This window comes from Saccharopolyspora tripterygii (assembly GCF_054778355.1).
Map to the genome: position 1 here is coordinate 1 of NZ_BAAGZP010000067.1, position 1,164 is coordinate 1,164.

General features: G+C 65.0%; 1 protein-coding gene. It reads left to right on the plus strand.

Features of this window, described 5'->3' with window-relative positions; all coding sequences use genetic code 11:
* Positions 1-10: 10 nt before the first annotated feature.
* Positions 11-1,164 (plus strand): IS3 family transposase gene (locus ACYVF3_RS32550; protein ID WP_461158121.1). Its coding sequence is split into 2 segments (ribosomal slippage), with 1,152 coding nucleotides annotated over them: positions 11-295 and positions 298-1,164; the frame shifts between segments, so codons are not numbered across the junction. This gene is flagged as partial in the annotation.

A 1,164-nucleotide genomic window follows, 5' to 3' on the forward strand; every position in this document is an offset into this window, starting at 1 on the left:
GGATGTCGCTGTGCCCAAGCCGTACCCCCGTGAGTTCCGTGATGACGTCGTGCGGGTCGCCCGTAACCGCGAGCCCGGTGTGACTATCGAGCAGGTCGCCGGCGATTTCGGTATTCATCCGATGACGTTGCAGAAATGGCTGCGCGACGCCGACGTCGAAAACGGCGCCAAGCCGGGTCTGTCCTCGGACGCGGCATCCGAGCTGCGGGAACTCAAGCGCCGTAATCGGCTGTTGGAGCAGGAGAACGAGGTGTTGCGCCGGGCGGCGGCGTATCTGTCGCAGGGCAACCTGCCGGGAAAAGGCTCTACCCGCTCGTGACGGAGTTGGCCTCCCCTGGCGCCCGGATTCGGGTGCCGGTGGCGGTGGCGTGTCGGGTACTCAAGCTCCACCGCCAGCACTACTATGCCTGGCTGGCCCAGCCGGTCACCGACGCCGAGTACGCGGAGGCCTATCTGGCGAACGCGATCTTCGACGCCCACCGCGAGGACCCCGAGTTCGGTTATCGGCTGTTGCATGACGAGGTCACCACAGCCGGCCATGAGGTCTCCGACCGCACCGTGTGGAAGATCTGCTCGACCAACCAGTGGTGGTGCGTGTTCGGCAAGAAACGCCGCGGCCGCAAGGCCCGACCCGCTGCACCGGCCCACGATGATCTGGTGCGCCGCGAGTTCACCGCCGACGGGCCGAATCGTGTGTGGCTGACCGACATTTCGGAACATCCCACCAGCGCGGGCAAGATCTACCTCTGCGCTGTCAAGGACGTGTGGTCCAACCGGATCGTGGGCTACTCCATCGCTGATCGTATGACCTCCCAGCTTGCCCTCGACTCGCTAGAGTCCGCCGTTGCCCGACGCGGCGGGAACGTCGCAGGCTGCACCCTGCATAGCGACCGTGGTGGGCAATTTCGGTCACGCAAGCTGCAGCAAGCCCTGTGGCGCCACCACATGCACGGATCGATGGGCCAAGTCGGTGCCGCCGGGGACAACGCCGCCATGGAGAGCTTCTTCAGTCTCCTGCAACGCAACGTCCTCGATCGCCGCCAATGGAACACCCGCGAACAACTCCGGATCGCGATCGTGACCTGGATCGAACGCACCTACCACCGACGCCGAAGACAGGCCCGCCTCGGCCGCTTGACCCCCATCGAATACGAAACAATCATG